Annotated in this window: 22 protein-coding genes; 15 read left to right on the forward strand and 7 right to left on the reverse strand. The window is 53.7% G+C overall.

All coding sequences use genetic code 11. The features are described 5' to 3' along the window. Positions 1–2 precede the first annotated feature (2 nt). The 12 genes from murD to mutT all read left to right on the forward strand — a co-directional run bounded on the left by murD (position 3) and on the right by mutT (position 14,515). On the forward strand, positions 3–1,319 hold the full coding sequence (murD, locus tag OGV77_RS10570; RefSeq protein ID WP_087051010.1) for a UDP-N-acetylmuramoyl-L-alanine--D-glutamate ligase: 1,317 nt from the start codon (positions 3–5) through the stop codon (positions 1,317–1,319). Beyond that, the gene (gene ftsW / locus OGV77_RS10575) at positions 1,319–2,563 is read left to right on the forward strand and encodes a cell division protein FtsW (protein WP_019078372.1); all 1,245 of its coding nucleotides are present in this window, start codon (positions 1,319–1,321) and stop codon (positions 2,561–2,563) included. Before murD ends, ftsW begins: the two co-directional genes overlap by 1 nt. Beyond that, entirely contained in the window at positions 2,560–3,627 is a 1,068-nt protein-coding gene (gene murG / locus OGV77_RS10580) for an undecaprenyldiphospho-muramoylpentapeptide beta-N-acetylglucosaminyltransferase (RefSeq protein ID WP_181634071.1), read from the forward strand. Before ftsW ends, murG begins: the two co-directional genes overlap by 4 nt. 51 nt (positions 3,628–3,678) lie before the next feature. Next, complete coding sequence (murC, locus tag OGV77_RS10585; RefSeq protein ID WP_043018425.1) at positions 3,679–5,154, forward strand: UDP-N-acetylmuramate--L-alanine ligase; 1,476 nt, start codon at positions 3,679–3,681, stop codon at positions 5,152–5,154. Continuing rightward, the gene (locus OGV77_RS10590; protein WP_043018426.1) at positions 5,147–6,067 is read left to right on the forward strand and encodes a D-alanine--D-alanine ligase; all 921 of its coding nucleotides are present in this window, start codon (positions 5,147–5,149) and stop codon (positions 6,065–6,067) included. Before murC ends, OGV77_RS10590 begins: the two co-directional genes overlap by 8 nt. 1 nt (position 6,068) lies before the next feature. Beyond that, complete coding sequence (gene ftsQ, locus OGV77_RS10595) at positions 6,069–6,902, forward strand: cell division protein FtsQ (RefSeq protein ID WP_003018758.1); 834 nt, start codon at positions 6,069–6,071, stop codon at positions 6,900–6,902. Continuing rightward, entirely contained in the window at positions 6,899–8,161 is a 1,263-nt protein-coding gene (gene ftsA / locus OGV77_RS10600; RefSeq protein ID WP_003018755.1) for a cell division protein FtsA, read from the forward strand. The genes ftsQ and ftsA overlap by 4 nt, the downstream gene beginning before the upstream one ends. 62 nt (positions 8,162–8,223) lie before the next feature. Then, the gene (gene ftsZ / locus OGV77_RS10605) at positions 8,224–9,375 is read left to right on the forward strand and encodes a cell division protein FtsZ (protein ID WP_003018753.1); all 1,152 of its coding nucleotides are present in this window, start codon (positions 8,224–8,226) and stop codon (positions 9,373–9,375) included. A 100-nt stretch (positions 9,376–9,475) separates the two neighbouring features. After that, positions 9,476–10,393, forward strand: a complete 918-nt coding sequence (gene lpxC, locus OGV77_RS10610; RefSeq protein ID WP_006686706.1) for a UDP-3-O-acyl-N-acetylglucosamine deacetylase — start codon at positions 9,476–9,478, stop codon at positions 10,391–10,393. Positions 10,394–10,796: 403 nt separating this feature from the next. Then, on the forward strand, positions 10,797–11,303 hold the full coding sequence (gene secM / locus OGV77_RS10615) for a secA translation cis-regulator SecM (protein WP_047406191.1): 507 nt from the start codon (positions 10,797–10,799) through the stop codon (positions 11,301–11,303). Between the two features lie 60 nt (positions 11,304–11,363). Then, a complete protein-coding gene (gene secA, locus OGV77_RS10620) occupies positions 11,364–14,069 on the forward strand; it encodes a preprotein translocase subunit SecA (protein ID WP_043018428.1) in 2,706 nt (901 codons plus the stop codon). 56 nt (positions 14,070–14,125) lie between these two features. Then, positions 14,126–14,515, forward strand: a complete 390-nt coding sequence (gene mutT, locus OGV77_RS10625; RefSeq protein WP_043018429.1) for an 8-oxo-dGTP diphosphatase MutT — start codon at positions 14,126–14,128, stop codon at positions 14,513–14,515. A gap of 88 nt (positions 14,516–14,603) precedes the next feature. Here mutT and yacG read toward each other — a convergent pair whose 3' ends face one another. Genes yacG through coaE form a run of 3 tightly spaced genes read right to left on the reverse strand, consistent with a single transcriptional unit; the run spans position 14,604 to position 16,171 of the window. Continuing rightward, positions 14,604–14,798, reverse strand: a complete 195-nt coding sequence (yacG, locus tag OGV77_RS10630; protein ID WP_087051013.1) for a DNA gyrase inhibitor YacG — start codon at positions 14,796–14,798, stop codon at positions 14,604–14,606. Between the two features lie 9 nt (positions 14,799–14,807). Further along, positions 14,808–15,551, reverse strand: coding sequence for a cell division protein ZapD (zapD, locus tag OGV77_RS10635; RefSeq protein ID WP_087051014.1), 744 nt, complete (start codon positions 15,549–15,551; stop codon positions 14,808–14,810). Then, entirely contained in the window at positions 15,551–16,171 is a 621-nt protein-coding gene (coaE, locus tag OGV77_RS10640) for a dephospho-CoA kinase (protein WP_043018432.1), read from the reverse strand. Before coaE ends, zapD begins: the two co-directional genes overlap by 1 nt. 225 nt (positions 16,172–16,396) lie before the next feature. Between coaE and OGV77_RS10645 the strand changes: the two genes are divergently transcribed. Next, positions 16,397–17,440 (forward strand): GMP reductase, encoded by a 1,044-nt coding sequence (locus OGV77_RS10645; protein WP_047406183.1) that lies wholly within the window; start codon positions 16,397–16,399, stop codon positions 17,438–17,440. Between the two features lie 57 nt (positions 17,441–17,497). On the opposite strand, the gene hofC is transcribed toward OGV77_RS10645, so the two are convergent. The 4 genes from hofC to nadC all read right to left on the reverse strand — a co-directional run bounded on the left by hofC (position 17,498) and on the right by nadC (position 21,646). Next, positions 17,498–18,700, reverse strand: coding sequence for a protein transport protein HofC (gene hofC / locus OGV77_RS10650; RefSeq protein ID WP_087051015.1), 1,203 nt, complete (start codon positions 18,698–18,700; stop codon positions 17,498–17,500). Next, on the reverse strand, positions 18,690–20,075 hold the full coding sequence (gene gspE, locus OGV77_RS10655; RefSeq protein ID WP_087052180.1) for a type II secretion system protein GspE: 1,386 nt from the start codon (positions 20,073–20,075) through the stop codon (positions 18,690–18,692). Before gspE ends, hofC begins: the two co-directional genes overlap by 11 nt. 9 nt (positions 20,076–20,084) lie before the next feature. Then, positions 20,085–20,522, reverse strand: a complete 438-nt coding sequence (gene ppdD, locus OGV77_RS10660) for a prepilin peptidase-dependent pilin (RefSeq protein ID WP_087051017.1) — start codon at positions 20,520–20,522, stop codon at positions 20,085–20,087. Between the two features lie 230 nt (positions 20,523–20,752). After that, a complete protein-coding gene (nadC, locus tag OGV77_RS10665; protein WP_075146341.1) occupies positions 20,753–21,646 on the reverse strand; it encodes a carboxylating nicotinate-nucleotide diphosphorylase in 894 nt (297 codons plus the stop codon). An 87-nt stretch (positions 21,647–21,733) separates the two neighbouring features. Here nadC and ampD point away from each other — a divergent pair, with 87 nt between their 5' ends. Together ampD and ampE are read left to right on the forward strand one after the other, a co-directional pair. Further along, positions 21,734–22,297, forward strand: coding sequence for a 1,6-anhydro-N-acetylmuramyl-L-alanine amidase AmpD (ampD, locus tag OGV77_RS10670; RefSeq protein ID WP_087051018.1), 564 nt, complete (start codon positions 21,734–21,736; stop codon positions 22,295–22,297). Continuing rightward, positions 22,294–23,148 carry a beta-lactamase regulator AmpE gene (ampE, locus tag OGV77_RS10675; RefSeq protein WP_043018439.1) on the forward strand — a complete coding sequence of 285 codons (855 nt, stop codon included), beginning with the start codon at positions 22,294–22,296 and terminating at the stop codon, positions 23,146–23,148. Before ampD ends, ampE begins: the two co-directional genes overlap by 4 nt. The last annotated feature ends 34 nt before the right edge of the window (positions 23,149–23,182 follow it).

Genomic DNA, 23,182 nt, shown 5'->3' on the forward strand with positions numbered 1-23,182 from the left:
TCATGGCTGATTACCAGGGTAAAAAAGTCGTCATTATCGGTCTGGGTTTGACCGGGCTGTCCTGCGTGGATTTCTTCCTGGCGCGTGGCGTGACGCCGCGCGTAATGGATACCCGCGCGACGCCACCTGGTCTGGACAAATTACCGGAAGCGGTTGAGCGTCATGTTGGCAGCCTGAATGATGACTGGCTGCTGGCCGCCGATCTCATCGTCGCCAGCCCTGGTATCGCCCTGGCGCATCCTTCACTGAGCGCCGCCGCCGATGCGGGAATTGAAATTGTTGGCGACATTGAGCTGTTCTGTCGCGAAGCGCAGGCGCCGATCGTTGCGATCACCGGTTCCAACGGGAAAAGTACTGTTACTACGTTGGTAGGCGAGATGGCGAAAGCGGCCGGTGTGAACGTGGGTGTTGGCGGTAATATCGGCCTGCCCGCGCTGATGCTGCTGGACGACGAACGTGAGCTGTATGTTCTGGAACTGTCGAGCTTCCAGCTGGAAACAACCTCCAGCTTACACGCCGTAGCCGCCACCATTTTGAACGTCACCGAAGATCATATGGACAGATATCCGTTTGGCTTGCAGCAGTACCGTGCGGCCAAACTGCGCGTCTATGAAAACGCGAAAGTCTGCGTGGTCAACGCTGATGATGCGCTGACCATGCCGATTCGCGGGGCGGATCAGCGTTGCGTGAGCTTTGGCGTCAACATGGGTGACTACCACCTGAACCGTCAGCAGGGCGAAACCTGGCTGCGGGTGAAGGGGGAAAAAGTCCTCAACGTGAAAGAGATGACGCTTTCCGGCCAGCATAACTATACCAATGCCCTGGCCGCGTTGGCGCTGGCGGATGCTGCGGGTCTGCCGCGGGCGTCAAGTCTGAAAGCGCTGACCACGTTTACCGGTCTGGCGCACCGTTTTCAGACCGTGCTTGAGCACAACGGCGTGCGCTGGATTAACGATTCTAAAGCCACCAACGTGGGCAGCACTGAGGCCGCGCTGAATGGCCTGCATGTTGATGGTACTTTGCACCTGCTGCTGGGCGGCGACGGGAAATCCGCTGACTTTATGCCGCTGCAACGTTACCTGACCGGCGACAACATTCGTCTGTACTGCTTTGGTCGTGATGGCGCGCAGCTTGCCGCTCTGCGACCTGACGTTACGGAACAAACTGAAACCATGGAGCAGGCAATGCGCCTGCTCGCACCGCGCGTGAAACCGGGTGATATGGTGTTGCTGTCGCCCGCCTGCGCCAGCCTCGACCAGTTCAAGAACTTTGAGCAACGCGGTGACGTCTTTACCCGCCTGGCGAAGGAGTTGGGTTGATGCGCTTATCTCTCCCTCGTCTGAGAATGCCGCGCTTACCGGGACTGGGTGTCCTGGCGTGGATCTTCGCGGCACTTAAAGGCTGGGTGATGGCTTCGCGTGATAAAGACGCGGACAGCCTGATCATGTATGACCGCATGCTGCTGTGGCTGACCTTTGGTCTGGCAGCGATCGGCTTTGTGATGGTGACATCGGCATCGATGCCCGTAGGGCAACGTCTGGCGGGCGATCCTTTCCTGTTTGCCAAGCGTGACGCGCTGTACATCTTCCTCGCGTTCTGTCTGGCGATGGTGACGCTGCGTCTGCCAATGGAGTTCTGGCAAAAATACAGTACGACGATGCTGATAGCCTCGATCATCATGCTGTTGATCGTGCTGGTGGTGGGGAGTTCCGTTAACGGTGCGTCGCGCTGGATTGCGCTGGGGCCGCTGCGTATTCAGCCTGCGGAATTTACCAAGTTGTCGCTGTTCTGTTATCTCGCCAACTACCTGGTGCGTAAAGTTGATGAAGTGCGTAACAACCTGCGCGGCTTCTTAAAACCAATGGGCGTGATCCTGGTGCTGGCTATTTTGCTGCTGGCACAGCCTGACCTGGGTACGGTGGTGGTGCTGTTTGTCACTACCCTGGCGATGCTGTTTCTCGCCGGTGCGAAACTGTGGCAGTTCATTGCCATCATCGGCATGGGGATTTCCGCGGTTGTGCTGCTGATCCTTGCTGAGCCGTATCGTATTCGCCGCGTAACCTCCTTCTGGAACCCATGGGAAGATCCGTTCGGCAGTGGCTACCAGCTGACGCAATCGCTGATGGCTTTTGGTCGCGGTGAGGTTTGGGGGCAAGGCTTAGGTAATTCCGTCCAAAAGCTCGAGTATTTACCGGAAGCGCACACCGACTTCATCTTCGCCATTATTGGGGAAGAGCTGGGTTATATCGGTGTGGTATTGGCACTTTTAATGGTATTCTTCGTCGCTTTTCGCGCGATGTCGATTGGCCGTAAGGCGCTGGAAATTGATCACCGTTTTTCAGGCTTTTTAGCCTGCTCCATTGGGATCTGGTTTAGCTTCCAGGCACTGGTAAACGTCGGCGCTGCAGCGGGTATGCTGCCAACCAAAGGTCTGACGTTGCCGCTGATCAGTTATGGTGGTTCCAGTTTGTTGATTATGTCGACGGCCATCATGTTTTTGTTACGTATTGATTATGAAACGCGTCTGGAAAAAGCCCAGGCGTTTACACGAGGTGCACGATGAGTGGTCAACCGAAGCGGTTAATGGTGATGGCAGGCGGTACCGGCGGGCATGTGTTCCCGGGGCTGGCGGTCGCGCACCATTTAATGGCCCAGGGCTGGCAGGTTCGTTGGCTGGGCACCGCCGATCGTATGGAAGCGGACTTGGTGCCGAAACACGGCATTGAAATTGACTTTATTCGCATCTCCGGATTGCGTGGCAAAGGCGTCAACGCGCTGCTAGCCGCGCCCGTGCGTATTTTTAACGCCTGGCGTCAGGCGCGCGCCATCATGAAGCAGTTTAAGCCTGATGTGGTGCTGGGAATGGGTGGATATGTGTCCGGCCCTGGCGGACTGGCTGCCTGGTCATTAGGCATTCCGGTTGTACTGCATGAACAGAACGGCATTGCGGGGTTAACCAATAAATGGCTGGCGAAGATTGCAACGAAGGTGATGCAGGCCTTTCCCGGTGCTTTCCCAAATGCGGAAGTGGTGGGCAACCCTGTACGCACCGACGTGCTGGCGCTGCCGTTGCCCGAAGCGCGTCTGGCCGGTCGTGAAGGTCCGGTTCGCGTGCTGGTGGTCGGTGGATCGCAGGGCGCACGTGTTTTGAACCAGACGATGCCGCAGGTTGCCGCAAAGCTTGGCGATGCGGTAACTATCTGGCATCAGAGCGGCAAAGGCGCGCAGCAGACCGTCGAGCAGGCGTATGCCGACGCGGGACAACCGCAGCACAAGGTTACTGAGTTTATTGATGATATGGCAGCGGCCTACGCGTGGGCGGATGTCGTGGTTTGTCGCTCAGGGGCGCTGACGGTGAGCGAGATTGCCGCCGCAGGTTTACCCGCGCTGTTTGTGCCGTTCCAGCATAAAGACAGACAGCAGTACTGGAATGCGCTGCCGCTGGAAAAAGCGGGCGCCGCCAAAATTCTCGAGCAGCCGCAGTTTACTGTGGATGCCGTCGCCAGCACCCTTGCCGGGTGGTCGCGAGAAACCTTATTAACCATGGCAGAACGTGCGCGCGCCGCATCCATACCGGATGCCACTGAGCGCGTGGCAAATGAAGTGAGCCGGGCTGCCCGGGCGTAATTGTGGTGATGCCTTTTGCATCGCATGAACTAAGAAGTTAATGGCTAAAGAATGAATACACAACAACTGGCAAAACTGCGTTCCATCGTGCCCGAAATGCGTCGCGTTCGGCACATCCACTTTGTCGGCATCGGTGGTGCTGGTATGGGCGGTATTGCCGAAGTTTTGGCCAATGAAGGTTATCAGATCAGCGGTTCTGACTTAGCGCCGAATCCGGTGACGCAGCAGTTGACGAATCTGGGCGCCACGATTTTCTTCAACCATCGCCCTGAAAATGTGCGCGATGCGAGCGTAGTGGTGGTCTCCAGCGCCATTTCTGCGGATAACCCGGAAATTGTTGCGGCGCATGAAGCGCGCATTCCGGTGATCCGTCGTGCGGAAATGCTGGCGGAGTTAATGCGTTTTCGTCACGGCATCGCTATTGCCGGTACGCATGGTAAAACCACGACCACGGCAATGGTCTCCAGCATTTATGCGGAAGCGGGCCTGGATCCCACTTTTGTCAACGGCGGTCTGGTGAAGGCCGCGGGCGTTCACGCGCGCCTGGGACATAGCCGTTATTTGATTGCGGAAGCGGATGAAAGCGATGCATCGTTCCTGCATTTGCAGCCGATGGTGGCGATTGTCACCAATATCGAAGCCGACCATATGGATACCTACCATGGCGACTTCGAAAATTTAAAGCAGACGTTTATTAATTTCCTGCATAACTTGCCGTTTTATGGTCGTGCGGTGATGTGCGTTGACGATCCGGTGATCCGCGAGCTGTTACCGCGAGTTGGTCGTCAAACCACAACCTATGGTTTTAGTGATGATGCCGATGTGCGCGTTGAAGATTACCAGCAGATTGGCCCACAAGGGCACTTCACGCTGGTGCGTCAGGGGATGGCCGATTTACGTGTGACGTTAAACGCGCCGGGCCGCCACAATGCGCTGAACGCCGCGGCTGCGGTGGCGGTTGCGACGGAAGAAGGTATTGAAGACGACGCTATTCTGCGTGCGCTGGAGAGCTTCCAGGGTACCGGACGTCGTTTCGACTTCCTCGGCGAATTCCCGCTTGAGCCAGTGAACGGTAAAACCGGGACCGCGATGCTGGTCGATGATTATGGTCACCACCCAACGGAAGTGGACGCCACGATTAAAGCCGCGCGTGCGGGCTGGCCCGACAAAAATCTGGTCATGCTGTTCCAACCGCACCGGTTTACGCGTACACGCGATCTGTATGACGACTTTGCCAACGTGCTGACCCAGGTCGATGCGCTGTTGATGCTGGACGTGTACGCCGCGGGCGAAGCCGCGATTCCGGGGGCCGACAGCCGCTCGCTGTGCCGTACGATTCGTGGTCGCGGTAAGATCGATCCGATTCTGGTATCCGATCCGGCCCTGGTGGCAGAAATGCTGGCACCAGTATTAACCGGCAACGATCTGATTTTGGTGCAGGGCGCTGGAAATATCGGCAAAATCGCGCGTTCCTTAGCTGAAATCAAACTGAAGCCGCAAAACCCGGAGGAAGAACAACATGGCTGATAAAATCGCGGTCCTGTTAGGGGGAACCTCCGCAGAACGTGAAGTTTCGCTGAATTCCGGCGCGGCCGTACTGGCAGGGTTACGCGAAGGTGGTGTTGATGCCCATCCGGTTGATCCTAAAGAGGTCGATGTCACTCTTCTGAAATCTATGGGTTTTCAGAAGGTGTTTATTGCGTTGCATGGTCGTGGCGGGGAAGATGGCACGTTGCAGGGCATGCTGGAGCAAATTGGCCTGCCATATACCGGCAGCGGCGTCATGGCTTCCGCAATTTCGATGGACAAACTGCGCAGCAAGCTGCTGTGGCAGGGCGCAGGTTTACCCGTCGCGCCATGGGTTGCATTGACCCGCGCTGAGTTCGAAAAAGGTCTTAGCGATGAAGCAGTTACAAAAATTTCTGCGTTAGGTTTGCCGCTGATTGTGAAGCCAAGCCGTGAAGGCTCCAGCGTAGGGATGTCAAAAGTTGAAGAAGAAAATGCTTTGCAGGGTGCATTAGCATTGGCTTTTCAGCATGATGAAGAAGTACTGATTGAAAAATGGCTCAGTGGCCCGGAATTTACAGTTGCGATACTCGGCGAAGAAATTTTACCGTCAATACGTATCCAACCCGCGGGAACCTTCTATGATTATGAGGCGAAGTATCTCTCTGATGAGACACAATATTTCTGCCCTGCAGGTCTGGAAGCCGAACAAGAGGCCCGTTTGCAGGAATTAGTCCTGAAAGCATGGACCGCATTGGGCTGTAAAGGTTGGGGTCGCATTGACGTCATGCTGGACAGCGATGGCCAGTTTTATCTGCTGGAAGCCAATACCTCTCCGGGTATGACCAGCCACAGCCTGGTGCCGATGGCGGCACGTCAGGCAGGCCTGAGCTTCTCGCAGTTGGTGGTAAGAATTCTGGAGTTGGCGGACTGATATGTCGCAGGCTGCGCTGAACACGCGAAACGGTGATGAAGAAGAAGTAAACTCCTCACGCCGCAATAATGGAACGCGTCTTGCAGGAATACTGTTCCTGCTGACAGTGCTGTGCACCGTGTTTGTCAGCGGCTGGGTAGTGTTGGGGTGGATGGAAGATGCGCAGCGTTTGCCATTGTCAAAACTGGTGTTAACCGGCGAACGGCATTACACGCGCAATGACGATATCCGTCAGTCCATCCTGGCGCTGGGTGCTCCGGGTACCTTTATGACTCAGGATGTGAACATCATCCAGAGCCAGATTGAACGTCTCCCCTGGATTAAACAGGCGAGCGTCAGAAAGCAATGGCCTGATGAATTGAAGATTCATCTGGTTGAATATGTGCCAATAGCGCGTTGGAATGACCAACACATGGTGGATGCAGAAGGAAATACGTTCAGCGTCCCAACCGGTCGGGCCAATAAGCAGGTATTACCTATGTTGTACGGACCGGAAGGCAGCGCAAGTGAAGTGTTGCAAGGGTTCCGTGATATGGGGCAGGTGCTGGCTAAGGATAGATTCACCCTGAAGGAAGCGGCGATGACCGCGCGTCGTTCCTGGCAGTTGACGCTGAATAACGATATTAAGCTCAATCTGGGCAGGGGCGATACGATAAAACGTTTGGCTCGCTTTGTGGAACTCTACCCGGTTTTACAGCAGCAGGCGCAAACCGATGGCAAACGGATTAGCTACGTTGATTTGCGTTATGACTCAGGAGCGGCAGTAGGCTGGGTTCCCTTGCCTCCTGAGGAATCTAATCAGCAACAGAATCAGGCACAGGCAGAACAACAATGATCAAGGCGACGGACAGAAAACTGGTAGTTGGACTGGAGATTGGCACCGCGAAGGTAGCCGCTTTAGTAGGGGAAGTTCTGCCCGACGGTATGGTCAATATCATTGGCGTGGGCAGTTGCCCATCGCGAGGTATGGATAAAGGCGGGGTGAATGACCTTGAGTCAGTGGTGAAGTGCGTACAACGCGCCATTGACCAGGCTGAACTGATGGCAGATTGCCAGATCTCCTCTGTGTATCTGGCGCTTTCCGGTAAGCATATTAGCTGTCAGAATGAAATTGGTATGGTGCCCATTTCCGAAGAGGAAGTGACGCAGGAAGATGTGGAGAACGTGGTACATACGGCAAAATCCGTACGCGTTCGCGATGAACATCGTGTTCTGCACGTTATTCCGCAGGAATACGCCATCGATTACCAGGAAGGTATCAAAAATCCGGTCGGTCTTTCCGGCGTGCGTATGCAGGCAAAAGTCCATCTTATTACCTGCCACAACGACATGGCGAAGAATATTGTCAAAGCCGTTGAACGTTGTGGCCTGAAAGTTGACCAACTGATTTTTGCCGGGTTGGCAGCCAGTTATTCCGTGTTGACGGAAGATGAACGTGAACTGGGTGTCTGCGTGGTGGATATTGGTGGTGGTACAATGGACATCGCCGTTTATACTGGCGGGGCGTTGCGCCACACTAAAGTGATCCCTTATGCAGGGAATGTCGTGACCAGCGATATCGCGTATGCCTTCGGTACGCCGCCGAGCGATGCAGAAGCTATCAAAGTGCGCCATGGTTGCGCGCTGGGTTCCATCGTCGGTAAAGACGAGAGCGTTGAAGTGCCAAGCGTGGGGGGGCGTCCACCGCGTAGCCTGCAACGTCAGACCCTGGCAGAGGTCATTGAGCCGCGTTATACCGAGCTGCTCAACCTGGTCAACGAAGAAATTTTGCAATTACAGGAACAGCTTCGCCAGCAGGGTGTGAAACATCATCTGGCGGCGGGGATTGTGTTAACCGGCGGTGCTGCGCAAATTGAAGGTCTTGCGGCCTGCGCACAGCGCGTGTTCCATACGCAAGTACGTATTGGCGCACCGCTGAATATTACCGGTCTGACGGATTATGCTCAGGAGCCGTATTATTCCACGGCGGTGGGGCTGCTTCACTACGGGAAAGAATCCCATTTGAGTGGTGAAGCTGAAGTTGAAAAACGCGTAACGGCATCAGTTGGCTCGTGGATCAAACGACTCAATAGCTGGCTGCGAAAAGAGTTTTAATTTTTAAAGAGACCAACGCACATTCACGGTCTCAGGCGACAGGCACAACGGAGAGAGAAACTATGTTTGAACCTATGGAACTTACCAATGACGCGGTGATTAAAGTCATCGGCGTCGGCGGCGGCGGCGGTAATGCCGTTGAACACATGGTGCGTGAGCGCATCGAAGGTGTTGAATTCTTCGCTGTGAATACCGACGCTCAGGCGTTGCGTAAAACGGCGGTTGGACAGACCATTCAGATTGGTAGCGGCATCACCAAAGGTCTGGGCGCGGGTGCAAACCCGGAAGTCGGTCGTAATGCGGCAGACGAAGATCGTGAAGCTCTGCGTGCAGCGCTTGACGGCGCAGACATGGTGTTCATCGCAGCTGGCATGGGTGGCGGTACCGGTACCGGTGCAGCGCCAGTGGTGGCTGAAGTAGCAAAAGATTTAGGTATCCTGACCGTTGCCGTCGTGACTAAGCCTTTCAACTTTGAAGGCAAGAAGCGTATGGCATTCGCAGAGCAGGGTATCACCGAGCTGTCCAAACATGTGGACTCTCTGATCACTATCCCGAACGACAAGCTGCTGAAAGTGCTGGGTCGCGGTATCTCCCTGCTGGATGCGTTTGGCGCAGCGAACGACGTGCTGAAAGGCGCGGTTCAGGGTATCGCTGAACTGATTACTCGTCCGGGTCTGATGAACGTCGACTTTGCAGACGTGCGCACCGTGATGTCCGAAATGGGCTACGCGATGATGGGCTCCGGCGTGGCAAGCGGTGAAGACCGTGCAGAAGAAGCGGCTGAAATGGCTATCTCTTCTCCGCTGCTGGAAGACATCGATCTGTCCGGCGCGCGTGGTGTGCTGGTCAACATTACTGCGGGCTTCGACCTGCGTCTGGATGAGTTTGAAACCGTGGGTAACACGATCCGTGCATTTGCATCGGATAACGCGACTGTGGTTATCGGTACCTCTCTGGATCCGGATATGAACGACGAACTGCGCGTGACCGTTGTGGCGACTGGAATTGGTATGGACAAGCGTCCTGAAATCACTCTGGTGACCAACAAGCAGGTACAGCAGCCGGTAATGGATCGTTACCAGCAGCACGGTATGGCGCCGTTGACGCAAGAGCAGAAACCGGTAGCGAAAGTGGTTAACGACAATACGCCGCAAACCACGAAAGAGCCGGATTATCTGGATATCCCAGCATTCCTGCGTAAGCAAGCTGATTAAGAATTAGCTGGAATTTGGGAATTGTGGCTCTTTGTGCTAAACTGGCCCACCGAATGTATAGTACACTTCGGTTGGATAGGTAATTTGGCGAGATTATACGATGATCAAACAAAGGACTCTTAAACGTATCGTTCAGGCGACTGGCGTCGGTTTACATACCGGCAAAAAAGTCACCCTGACATTACGCCCTGCGCCGGCCAACACCGGGGTCATCTATCGTCGCACCGACTTGAATCCTCCGGTAGATTTCCCGGCCGATGCCAAATCTGTGCGTGATACCATGCTCTGTACGTGTCTGGTCAATGAGCATGATGTGCGGATTTCAACCGTAGAGCACCTTAATGCTGCTCTGGCGGGCTTAGGTATCGATAACATCGTTATTGAAGTTAACGCCCCGGAAATCCCGATTATGGATGGCAGTGCCGCTCCGTTCGTTTATCTGCTGCTTGATGCAGGTATTGAAGAACTGAGCAGCGCCAAAAAATTTGTTCGCATCAAAGAGACCGTTCGTGTCGAAGATGGCGATAAGTGGGCTGAGTTTAAGCCATACAATGGTTTCACGTTGGATTTCACCATCGACTTTAACCATCCGGCAATCGACTCCAGCACGCAGCGCTACGCGATGAACTTCTCTGCGGATGCGTTCATGCGCCAGATCAGCCGCGCGCGTACTTTCGGCTTCATGCGTGATATCGAATATCTGCAGTCCCGCGGCCTGTGCTTGGGCGGCAGCTTCGATTGTGCCATCGTTGTTGACGATTATCGCGTATTGAACGAAGACGGCCTGCGTTTTGAAGACGAATTCGTTCGTCACAAAATGCTCGACGCGATTGGTGACTTGTTCATGTGTGGTCATAACATTATTGGTGCATTTACCGCGTATAAATCCGGTCATGCATTGAATAACAAACTGTTGCAGGCGGTCCTGGCAAAACAGGAAGCCTGGGAATATGTGACCTTTCAGGACGATGCAGAACTGCCGCTGGCGTTCAAAGCACCTTCGACCGTACTGGCATAATAACTATACACAAAATCATTCAAGTTGCATCAAGGCGGCAACTGAACGAATCCGCAGGAGCGTACACTAGTACGTGACTGGGGTGAGAGAAAGCAGCCAACAAAGAGGCAGCTTGAAAGATGAAGTGTATACCTGTCGCATAAATTCGACTGGTTAATCTGGCACTCTCTCCGGCCAGGTGAGCCAGTCGTTTTTTTTATCTTCCGATTGCAAACCACCTTCTCTGAAGCGACTTTTCCCACAGGTAGATTAAAATACCGTTCGATCGCTGCTTTCTTAAGCATATTTACCCGCGACTTGCGTCATTACTGCTGTGGTGCGAACGCATTAATGGTAATATTTGTGCGCAAAAATGGTTTTGCATTTGTAACCCCAAACGCAGGGTATATCAGGTGGCAATAACGTGAGTGGAATACTGACGCGCTGGCGACAGTTAGGCAGACGGTACTTCTGGCCGCATCTCCTGTTGGGGATGGTCGCGGCTAGTTTTGGCCTGCCCGCGCTCGGTAATGCTGCTGAACCAAATACCCCTGCGAAGGCGACCGCCAGCAATCACGATCAAGGCGCGAAAGTTAACTTTAACCAGCTTGCTTTGCTGGAAGCGACCAATCGCCGCCCGAATTTTACCGTCGACTACTGGCATCAGCATGCTATTCGTACGGTTATTCGCCATCTTTCTTTTGCTATGGCCCCTCAGGCGCTACCCGTTGCCGAAGAGCCGTTGCCAATCCAGGCGCACCATCTTGCGTTACTGAATACGCTCAGCGCGATGCTGACGCAAGAAGGCAGACCGCCCGCGACCGTGAGTCGCGTGACATACGCCCATTTTACCTCTCAGGCCGCGTTTAGCGTTCCGGTCTGGATCAGTCAGCTGCAGGGAATCCGCGCTGGCCCTCAACGCCTCAGCTAAAAAAGAACCTTCCAACTTTTAATTTTTGACTCCGCAATGCGGGGCGTTTGAGATTTTATTATGCTAATCAAATTATTAACAAAAGTATTCGGTAGCCGTAACGAGCGTACGCTGCGTCGTATGCGCAAAGTGGTCAATGTCATCAACGCAATGGAACCGGAGATGGAAAAACTCTCCGATGATGAGCTGAAAGCGAAGACCGCTGAATTCCGCGCCCGTCTGGAAAAAGGCGCCAGCGTTGAGAGCCTGATCCCGGAAGCATTTGCGGTGGTCCGCGAAGCGAGTAAGCGTGTGTTCGGCATGCGCCACTTCGACGTTCAGCTGCTGGGCGGTATGGTCCTGAACGATCGCTGCATCGCGGAAATGCGTACAGGTGAAGGTAAAACCCTGACCGCCACGCTGCCTGCCTACCTGAACGCATTAAGCGGGAAGGGCGTACACGTGGTTACCGTGAACGACTACCTCGCTCAGCGTGACGCCGAAAATAACCGCCCGCTGTTTGAATTCCTCGGCATGACCGTGGGTATCAACATGTCTGGCCTGCCTGCGCCAGCCAAGCGTGAAGCCTACAATGCCGATATTACTTACGGTACCAACAACGAATACGGCTTTGACTACCTGCGCGACAACATGGCGTTTAGCCCGGAAGAGCGCGTTCAGCGAAAACTGCACTATGCGCTGGTCGATGAAGTCGACTCCATCCTGATCGATGAAGCGCGTACACCGCTGATCATTTCCGGTCCGGCTGAAGACAGCTCGGAAATGTATAAAAAAGTGAACAAAATCATCCCGCACCTGATTCGTCAGGAGAAGGAAGATTCCGACACGTTCCAGGGTGAGGGCCACTTCTCCGTTGATGAGAAAGCGCGCCAGGTTAACCTGACTGAACGTGGTTTGGTGCTGATTGAAGAACTGTTGGTTAACGAAGGCATTATGGATGAAGGCGAGTCGCTGTACTCTCCGGGCAACATTATGCTGATGCACCACGTGACTGCCGCGCTGCGCGCACACGTACTGTTTACCCGCGACGTTGACTACATCGTGAAAGACGGTGAAGTGATCATCGTCGACGAACACACCGGTCGTACCATGCAGGGCCGTCGCTGGTCCGATGGTCTGCACCAGGCCGTTGAAGCCAAAGAAGGCGTAGATATCCAGAATGAGAACCAGACGCTGGCATCTATTACCTTCCAGAACTACTTCCGTTTGTACGAAAAACTGGCCGGTATGACTGGTACAGCAGACACTGAAGCCTTTGAATTCAGTTCCATCTACAAACTGGATACCGTGGTTGTGCCGACCAACCGTCCGATGATCCGTAAGGATTTACCGGATCTGGTGTACATGACCGAAGCGGAAAAAATTCAGGCGATCATTGAAGATATTAAAGAACGTACCGCAAATGGCCAGCCGGTGCTGGTGGGTACTATCTCCATTGAAAAATCGGAAGTGGTCTCTAACGAATTAACTAAAGCCGGTATCAAGCACAACGTCCTGAACGCTAAGTTCCACGCCAGCGAAGCGGATATCGTTGCTCAGGCGGGTTATCCGTCAGCCGTGACTATCGCGACGAACATGGCGGGTCGTGGTACCGATATCGTGCTGGGCGGTAGCTGGCAGGCGGAAGTTGCCGAGCTGGAAAACCCGACTCCGGAACAAATTGCGCAGATCAAAGCAGAGTGGCAGGTTCGCCATGATGCGGTGTTAGCCGCCGGTGGTTTACATATTATCGGTACTGAGCGCCACGAATCTCGTCGTATCGATAACCAGCTGCGTGGTCGTTCGGGTCGTCAGGGTGATGCGGGTTCTTCCCGTTTCTATCTGTCGATGGAAGATGCGCTGATGCGTATTTTTGCCTCTGACCGCGTGTCCGGCATGATGCGTAAACTGGGCATGAAGCCAGGTGAAGCGATTGAACACCCGTGGGTAACTAAAGCGATTGCAAACGCGCAGCGTAAAGTGGAAAGCCGCAACTTCGATATTCGTAAGCAACTGCTGGAATATGATGACGTTGCCAACGACCAGCGCCGTGCAATCTACACCCAGCGTAACGAACTGCTGGACGTAACTGACGTTAGCGAGACCATCAACAGCATCCGTGAAGATGTCTTCAAAGCGACGATTGATGCCTATATTCCGCCGCAGTCTCTGGAAGAAATGTGGGATATCCCGGGTCTGCAGGAACGTCTGAAAAACGACTTCGATCTGGACATGCCGATTTCAGAATGGCTGGATAAAGAGCCTGAGCTGCATGAAGAAACGCTGCGTGAACGTATTCTGGCAAACGCTATCGAAGTTTATCAGCGTAAGGAAGAAGTTGTGGGCGCGGAGATGATGCGTCACTTCGAAAAAGGCGTGATGCTGCAAACTCTCGACTCTCTGTGGAAAGAGCACCTTGCGGCGATGGACTACCTGCGTCAGGGTATTCACCTGCGTGGTTATGCGCAAAAAGATCCGAAGCAGGAATACAAGCGTGAATCCTTCTCTATGTTTGCATCAATGCTGGAATCACTGAAGTACGAAGTGATCAGCACCCTGAGCAAAGTTCAGGTACGTATGCCTGAAGAAGTAGAAGCGATGGAGCAGCAGCGTCGTGAAGAAGCTGAACGTTTAGCGCAGATGCAGCAGTTGAGCCATAAAGGTGACGATTCTGCCGCGGCAGAAGAGCTGGCAGCACAAACCGGCGATCGTAAAGTGGGTCGTAACGATCCGTGTCCTTGCGGTTCTGGCAAAAAGTATAAACAGTGCCATGGCCGTCTGAGCTAATAAAATAACTTACTGAAAAGGCGCAGAATTCTGCGCCTTTTTTATGGACGATGAAGATGAAAATATTGCAGATCGCCGTCGGGATTATTCGTAATCAGCACCATGAAATTTTCATAACTCAGCGTGCGGCTGATGCCCACATGGCAAATAAGCTGGAGTTTCCCGGCGGAAAAATTGAAGCGGGTGAAACGCCAGAGCAGGCGCTGATTCGCGAGTTACAGGAAGAAGTGGGCATTACGCCGACCCATAGCTCGCTGTTCGAAAAGCTGGATTATCAGTTTCCGGACCGGCATATCACTCTGTGGTTCTGGCTGGTTGAAAGCTGGGAAGGCGAACCATGGGGAAAAGAGGGGCAACCAGCGCAGTGGATTGCGCAAGCTGCTCTAAATGCGGAAGATTTTCCGCCGGCGAATGCGCCGGTCATTGAAAAGCTGATTGCTGGCTAATGGTGTTCGTAGGCCGGATAAGGCAACGCCGCATCCGGTAAATTATTAACGGGGCGCAATGCTTGCCCGGCCAACCGTTTTAGCGCAATTACTTCTGCTCTTCACTCCAGTCATCGCTTTCCGACAGATCGCCAGAGCTTGGGATGCGTTTCTCTTCCGCGGCCCACTCACCCAGATCGATTAACTGGCAGCGTTTGCTGCAGAATGGGCGAAACGGACTGACTTCAGCCCATATCACGGGTTTGCCACAGGTTGGGCAGTTGACGATAGTTTGTTCAGACATGTTGACTCCTTAACAGCACGCCAGCTCAAAATCGAGACGCTCAGGCACCTGGCCATTTTCGCTATCCAGCGGCATAAAGCGAATGGCAAAACGGCTCTTATGACCAGAAATTTGCGGATAAAGCTGCGAATCAAGCGGCAGCTGCAAGCGCAGCAGATCGGCATCTTCGCCGTTGTCCTGGTAAAAACCATTCAGGCTGGTTTGCTTACGGAACGGCGCAGAGTTGCGAATCAAATCCAGCACCAGTGCTAGCGCCTGATTGAGCGGATTCAGGCTGGCAAGCCAGGCTTCAACCTGCGCGTCGCGTTGCGGCTGTGGTAAATGCAACCAAATATGCAGGGTTGGCAAATCGAAACTACAGCACCCGCCAGGAATGCTTAAACGCTGACGCACGAGGCCAATCAGACGATCTTCGCGTAGTGTCTGTCCAATACGCGGGGCCGAAATCAGAACGCTGCCCGCGCTTTTTAACTGCTGGCGCAATGCGTCGATCCTGCTTTGATCTACGCCGGGAACTTCAACCCAGGCCTGGAGTTTTCGCTGTTGTCGCTCTAACTCTTTGAGGAGTTCGGTGCGGACTTCACCGCGTTCAAAGACATCCAGTAAATCGCCGATGTTGCGGAAAAAATGCAGTGCGCCTGCATGGTCTGTAATAGGTAAATTAACGGAGAGCTGTTGGATTAAAAACTCAATGCGCAGCCATGTACGCATCTTCTCATTGAGAGGGTGTTCAAAAAGGACCTGGGTGTGCATTACGGTTTTTCCTGTGAGACAAACTGCAACGCGCATTGCAAATAGAGCGCGTGCAGGCGGGCGACATCCGAGGCGATGGCTTCCGGTGCGCCATTATTATCAATAACATCGTCTGCCACGGCCAGACGCGCTTCACGCGTTGCCTGGGCAGCAAGAATTTGTTCAACATGCTCACGCGTGACGTCATCGCGCTGCATCGTGCGTCTGAGCTGTGTCTCGGGGGTAACATCCACCACGAGTACACGGTTGGCTTTTTTATACAGCGAATTTTCTACCAGCAACGGTACAACCCACAACAGATAAGGGGAGGTCGCTTGCTGAAACTGGCGCTGCGTTTCCTGCTGAATAAGCGGATGAAGCAGGGCATTTAGCCAGCTTTTCTCCTCAGGATTGGAAAAAATGCGTTCGCGTAAAATGCGCCGCTGCAACGATCCGTCCGCGGCTATAACCTCGGAACCAAAATGTTCTTCGATCGCCTTAAGGGCAGGTGTACCGGGTTCAACCACCTGGCGCGCAATAATATCTGCATCAATGACGTTTATTCCGAGGTCAGCGAACGCATTTGCAACGGTACTTTTACCACTGCCAATGCCGCCGGTTAAGGCTACCGTATACCTCATAGATGCAGATCCTGGAGTTTAAGTTTGATTATCAAACAGTTAAAAGTTAAGCGTGCGAAGGCGAGGCTGTTGCAGGATTAACCTACTATTCGCCAGGTAAATTTATGGGATTGTAGCGTAAAAAAAGAGAATTTCGCAGTCTTGCGCGGCATTGATTAGTGCGTATGATAGCGTCACTGGAGTTGTGAGTTTCGATTTTTCGCCATTAACCCCAGGAATCCGCACATGCGTATCGAAGAAGATCTGAAGTTAGGTTTCAAAGACGTTCTTATCCGCCCTAAGCGTTCTACTCTCAAAAGCCGTTCCGATGTTGAGCTGGAGCGTCAATTTACCTTTAAGCATTCAGGTCAGACCTGGTCCGGCGTCCCCATTATTGCGGCGAACATGGACACTGTCGGGACGTTTGCTATGGCAACGGCACTGGCATCCTTCGACATCCTGACCGCTGTGCACAAACACTATTCTGTTGAAGACTGGGCTGCCTTTATCGCGCAGAGTTCTGCCGATGTGCTCAAACACGTGATGGTTTCAACCGGTACCTCTGACGCAGATTTCGAAAAAACCAAACAGATTCTGGCGCTTAACCCAGCGCTGAACTTTATCTGCATTGACGTGGCAAATGGCTACTCAGAGCATTTTGTTCAGTTTGTGTCGAAAGCGCGTGAAGCATGGCCGACAAAAACAATTTGTGCGGGCAATGTGGTCACCGGCGAAATGTGTGAAGAGCTGGTACTTTCCGGCGCGGACATTGTTAAAGTCGGCATCGGCCCGGGTTCTGTATGTACCACGCGTGTAAAAACCGGCGTTGGCTATCCACAGCTTTCTGCGGTTATTGAATGTGCCGATGCAGCCCACGGTCTGGGCGGCATGATTGTCAGCGACGGCGGCTGCACAATGCCGGGTGACGTGGCAAAAGCGTTTGGCGGCGGCGCGGACTTCGTGATGCTCGGCGGCATGCTGGCCGGTCATGAAGAAAGCGGCGGCAAAATTGTCGAAGAGAACGGTGAGAAATTCATGCTGTTCTACGGAATGAGCTCTGAATCAGCCATGACGCGTCACGTTGGTGGTGTTGCGCAATACCGTGCAGCGGAAGGTAAAACCGTTAAGCTGCCTCTGCGTGGCCCGGTTGATAATACCGCGCGTGATATCCTCGGCGGCCTGCGTTCTGCCTGTACCTATGTTGGTGCTTCTCGTCTGAAAGAACTGACCAAACGTACAACGTTTATTCGCGTACAGGAACAAGAAAACCGCGTTTTCAATAGCCTGTAAAAACAGGTCGTTCTGTGAAATGCCTGATGGCGTTACGCCGCCATCAGGCATTTGAATCTATCCCACCCCGCTCATCGCATCTCCCAAATGGAAAATCGGTAAATACATCGCGACGACCAGCGTACCGATGATAAGCCCCGTAATGACCAGCAACGCAGGCTCAAGCAGCGCGGCCAGATTCTCCGCCTGAGACAACGTTTTCTCGCCGTGGTGATGTGCGAGATTGCGCAACATTGCATCCAGTGAGCCGGAAGCTTCACCTGTTCTGACCAGTTGTATACACAATGGGCTGAATTCACCGCAATTTTTAAGCGCTAACCAGACCGGTTTTCCGGCGCTGATGTCGTGGTGTGCCCGCGCTAAGCGCTGTGACCAGAAAGGGTTGTCCAGCGTTTCAGTCACGCTCTCAAGACCCTGCAAAAAGGGAATTCCTGCATTTTGCGTTAACGCCAGCACGGTGAAGATCTGCGTGAGTTTTTGGCCTCTCACCATCGGCCCTATAACCGGCAGACCGAGCAGTAATGTCTGGCGCAGAATAAGCCAGTACGGTTTCTGCTTTATCAAATAATATACAGCAACCGCGACCAGGCTGAATGCTCCGATCAGCCCTCCCCATTGGCCGCTAAAGTGCGCGATGGCAATAATCCACTGAGTGAGCGCTGGTAGCGGAGTGTTAAACGTCCGGTAAATGGCGGCAAACTCAGGGAGTACAAATTGCAGCATCGCAAACACGACCATTACCGCCATCGTGATAATGATAATCGGATAGCGCAGGGCTTTTTTTACTTTATCGGCAAGTTGCTGTTGATTCTTCTGCTGACGGGCGAGTTCAAAGCAACAGTCGTCCAGCTTCCCCGTAAGCTCTCCGGTGCGGATCATTGCCTGATAAAGAGGCGGAAAAACGTGGTGCCATTGCGACAGAGAGGTGGAGAGAGAAATGCCCTGCTCCATATCGTGAGCCAGCGTGCGCAGTAGCGCCTGCCACTGACGGCTGGGATGCTGTTCAGCCAGCAGGGTTAGGCCTGCCGAGAGCGTTAACCCGGCTTTTAGTAATGTTGCCAGTTGGTGTATGGTTTCGGCGCTTCGTTCACGGCTCCAGTGTGAGGTTTTGACGCGCATACGGTTTATACGTAGCGGTGTAATACGCTGTTGCTCGAGAGCAAGCATTAATGAGGGGCGGGTATCGGCCCACAATACACCTTCCAGCGGTTGACCTTCGTTGTTAATGCCTTGCCAGCGCCAAAGCTGTTTAGCTGACATGAGGCATGCCCAGTACGCGTATCAGCTCTTCAAATGTCGTTAACCCTTGTTCGACTGCCTGGCAACCAGTTTCGAAAAGCGTACTCATCCCCAATTGCTTTGCATCTGACTCCACTTCTTCTGCGGACGTACCGTTGGCGATGCTCTGGCGCAATGCCGGCGTAACGGGGAGTACTTCAAACAATGCCGTACGACCATAAAATCCTTGATAGCAATGTTCACAGCCAGTGGCCTGCCAATGTGGCAGTGGCGCAGGCCATATCGCTTCCGGGAGCGCGATCGGCGTTTCCAGCCGTTGTCGGCAATGGGGACACAATTTTCTCACCAACCGCTGCGCAATGACGAGCGTCAGCGCGGAGGCGATCATCCAGCGTGCGACCCCCATTTGCTGCAGGCGTATCAGCGTTTCAGTGGTGGAGTTAGTGTGCAGTGTTGATAGAACCAAATGACCGGTTTGTGCGGCTTTTAGGGCTATTTCAGCCGTTTCGCCATCGCGGATTTCACCCACCATGATAATGTCGGGATCCTGGCGCAGCAGCGCGCGTAATACGCCCTGAAAAGTGAGACCGGCGCGAGGATGAATTTGCGTCTGGTTAAGACCTGCGATCGGGATTTCTACCGGATCTTCTACGCTACAAAGATTCATATCCGGGGTGTTTCGGGTTTGCAGCGCACTGTACAGCGTGACTGTTTTACCGCTCCCGGTCGGTCCGGTGACCAGAATCAACCCCTGAGGCTGCTGTAACGCGTGCGAAAATGCGCCCAGTTGCGCGTCCTGCATTCCTAGCGCGGCGATCTCCAGCGTTTGATCGACCTGATGCAGTAGCCGCAGCACTACTTTTTCGCCATAGCGACAGGGCAGGGTGGCGATGCGAAACGAGACAGGCTCTCCAGAAATCTCAACGGTAAATTGTCCGTCTTGCGCAAGTCTGTGCTCGGCAATATCCAGACTGCCTAAAACTTTTAGTCTTGCAGTGATAGCGATGCCCATCTCAGTTGTGACTTCCGGTAAAGCATGCAGTACGCCATCTACACGTAATCTGATTCGGTAGTGATTTTCCGCTGGCTCAATATGAATATCAGAAGCCCGTTGCACCAGAGCAGAATGAAACGTCTGATTCAGCAGGTCTGCTGCGCTGGCGCTGCTTTTGGTGACTACAGCCGGGAGCATGTTCCGCGGCGTATGCGTGTGGCCTTCCATTTGCTGACGCGTCCAGCAGACAATGTCTATACGTCGGGTGGTGGCAAAATGCAGCGCGTCCAGAAGTTCGTGGGACGGGGCATCCACGACGGCGATGTGCACCACTTCATTGTCTGCATCCAGTAATATTCCCTGATAACGTTGGCACAGTGCCGTAAGTTGGGTGGTATTCATCTCTTTTCCTTAATTGGTGTCGAAACGGAAAACGTCTTCACAGGCTTGTTGCAGTGCGCTGTCATTCAGGATGACGCAGTTACGACTCCAGCCAGTAATGCCGTTGGCATTGTCCCAACCTGGCGTCATGGTGATGGTTAGTCCGTTCAGACTTTCTTGTCCGCTGAGGCTGACCACCCCTTTTTCAACGCTCATGGCGGAGACATAACGGGTAGTGGCTGGAGAAGGGATGCCATTCGTTCCGGCATCGCAGGTTGCTGTTCCGCCATGCTCCAGCGCACAAAGCTCAACCGCCGTGCGATAGGGAACAAAGGTTTGCAGCATGTCTGTCAGCGCAGCTTTGCGCAGATAGTTTTGATAGGCCGGAATGCCGATGGCGCTAAGGATGGCAATAATGCCAATGACCACCATGAGTTCGATAAGCGTGAAGCCGCGTTGCTTGTCCATCGTTCGCTCCTTGAGTTAGCTGGCGCTACTTTGGCAAACGGTCGGGGTCACGGCGAGAGGCAAAAAACAGAATGGGAAGGCGGGTTCCGAGGATCTTTACGAGATTACAGAATCAAACAACGTATTTGCGAAGAGGCTCGAAGAAACTGCCGGATAGCGGCGAAAACGCCTTCTCCGGCATGCAGAATGGCCCGATAAGCGAAATCACTACCGGGCTAAACCATCAGTATTTAGCGAAAACGCATCGAGAGATCGAGTGCGCGAACATGCTTGGTCAGTGCGCCAACAGAGATGAAATCCACGCCGGTTTCGGCAAATTCGCGCAGCGTTTCATAGGTGACGTTACCCGACACTTCCAGACGCGCCTGGCCGTTGGTGCGTTTGACCGCTTCACGCATTTGGTCAGTTTCGAAATTATCGAGCATGATGATGTCGGCCCCGGCTTTCAGCGCGTCATCAAGTTCATCCAGGCTTTCCACTTCGACTTCAACCGGCACATCCGGGTGCAGCCAGAAGGCTTTTTCAACGGCCTGACGTACTGAGCCAGAAGCAATAATGTGGTTTTCTTTAATCAGGAAAGCGTCAGAAAGCCCCAGGCGATGATTCGCGCCGCCGCCGCACAATACGGCGTATTTCAGGGCGGTGCGCAGCCCAGGCAGGGTTTTACGCGTGTCCAGCAACTGGGTTTTTGTTCCCGCCAGCAGGTCGACGTATTTACGCACTTCGCTCGCCACACCTGAAAGGGTCTGCACAAAATTAAGCGCGGTACGTTCGCCGGTCAGCAGCACGCGGGAAGGGCCGTCCAGTTCAAACAGCGGCTGATTGGCCTTGATGCTGTCGCCATCTTCAACATGCCAGGTGATGTTGACATCATCGCCAGCCAGTTGAATAAAGACTTCCTCCACCCAGCGTTTTCCACAAAAAACGCCATCTTCGCGGGTGATCACGGTGGCGTGGGAGCGCATATCTTCGGGCAAAAGCTGTGCGGTGATATCGTTATTGGCATCAACTTCTCCGCCTAAATCTTCACGCAGCGCCTGAGCTACAGCGGCAGGGATATCCAGATTTATGCGTTCCAACAGCGCGTCACGTCGATAGTCAGGGTTATAGCGGCGAGGCGGCATGATAAAACTCCAAATTGCTAACGAATCATAAGGTGGAAACATGCTACCCTGAACCTGATATGAGCACCACCAATAAGGAGATTCTGCATGTTGTTAGACGAGGGCTGGCTGGCAGAGGCGCGACGCGTACCCTCTCCTCATTACGATTGCCGCCCGGATGACGAAAACCCTTCTCTGCTGGTGGTGCATAATATCAGCCTGCCGCCCGGCGAGTTTGGCGGACCGTGGATTGATGCGCTGTTTACCGGCACGATTGATCCTAATGCCCATCCTTATTTTGCCGGGATCGCCCATCTGCGCGTGTCGGCCCATTGTTTAATTCGCCGTGATGGTGAAATCGTGCAGTATGTCCCCTTTGATAAACGCGCCTGGCATGCTGGCGTGTCGAACTATCAAGGGCGCGAACGCTGTAATGATTTTTCAATTGGTATTGAGCTGGAAGGGACGGATACGCTGGCCTATACCGATGCGCAGTACCAGCAACTTGCAGCCGTGACCAATGCCCTGATTACGCGTTATCCGGCTATTGCTAACAATATGACAGGACATTGCAATATTGCGCCCGAGCGTAAGACCGATCCCGGGCCCTCTTTTGACTGGGCAAGGTTTCGCGCCCTGGTCACCCCCTCGTCGCAAAAGGAGATGACATGACGCTGTTTACAACATTACTGGTGTTGATTGTTGAACGCCTGTTTAAGCTGGGTGAGCACTGGCAGCTTGATCACCGGGTTGAAGCATTTTTCCGCCGGGTGAAGCATTTCTCAATGATGCGTACCGTAGGCATGGCCCTGATTGCGATGGGGGTGACGTTTCTGTTGCTGCGCGCACTTCATGGACTGCTGTTTAACGTGCCCTTGCTGGTGGTGTGGATCTTAATTGGCTTGCTGTGTATTGGGGCTGGCAAAACGCGTCTTCATTATCATGCCTATCTGAACGCGGCGGCTCGCGATGACGCTCACGCCCGTGAGGCGATGGCCAGCGAGCTGACGCTTATCCATGGTGTTCCGCCGGACTGTGATGAGCGTGAGTTCCTGCGCGAACTGCAGAACGCGCTGTTATGGAACAACTTTCGCTTTTATCTGGCGCCGTTATTCTGGCTGATTGTCGGTGGCCCGTGGGGACCGGTAACGCTGGTGGGTTACGCCTTTTTACGTGCCTGGCAGTCCTGGCTGGCGCGCTATCAGACCCCGCACCAGCGTTTGCAATCGGGTATTGATGCGATCCTGCATGTGCTGGACTGGATCCCGGTGCGTCTGGCGGGCGTAGTCTATGCGCTGCTGGGACACGGCGAGAAAGCGCTGCCGGCCTGGTTTGCATCGCTTGCCGATCTACATACTTCGCAATACCAGGTACTTACGCGCCTGGCGCAGTTTTCTTTGGCGCGCGAACCCCATACCGATAAAGTCGAAACGCCAAAAGCGGCTGTTTCAATGGCGAAGAAGACTTCGTTTGTGGTGGTGGTGGTCATTGCGCTGCTGACAATTTATGGAACACTGATCTAGCGATTGTTGCCGGATAGCGGCATAACCGCCTTAT

Origin of the sequence: Citrobacter sp. Ce129 (assembly GCF_030334545.1) — a bacterium.
Classification (GTDB): domain Bacteria; phylum Pseudomonadota; class Gammaproteobacteria; order Enterobacterales; family Enterobacteriaceae; genus Citrobacter; species Citrobacter europaeus.